General features: G+C 43.8%; 1 pseudogene. It reads left to right on the top strand.

The features are described from left to right. Window positions 1-448: pseudogene (locus AW165_RS19845) on the top strand (hypothetical protein); the annotation flags it as partial.

Here is a 448-nt window from a genome sequence, read left to right on the forward strand (position 1 = left end):
AATACTACACACCAAGGGGCGGCTAAACCAACTATCAATACAAAAAGGCTCGGCTAAAGACTTTACTCCAGCAGAGCTTAATCGTGAAATAGAGGCACACAATACCATAAAGAGTGTTTATCAGGATGTGAAACGCCTCATCAGCGAGCTAAGGTTGTCACAAGGGAACTTGAACTATTACGCTTCTATTATCCGGCATCAATCTATTTACAAAATTCGTCGATTTCCTGAATGGCAGGGGCTGTTGTATATGGTGTGCTATTTATTCTTTCGCTACCAAGAAACGAATGACAAGTTAGTGACAGCCTTTCAGTATGCGACTCGAAAACAAAGAGAAGCCGCCTCAGCGGCAGCGAAGCAGCAAATAGCCGATGAATTAGAAGTGGTTAGGGACAAGCTAACCCATGCAGGCAGCATATTGAAGCTTTTCGTGGATGACTCAGTGAGT

Source organism: Acinetobacter sp. LMB-5, assembly GCF_001541635.1.
In the GTDB taxonomy this organism is placed as follows: domain Bacteria; phylum Pseudomonadota; class Gammaproteobacteria; order Pseudomonadales; family Moraxellaceae; genus Acinetobacter; species Acinetobacter pittii.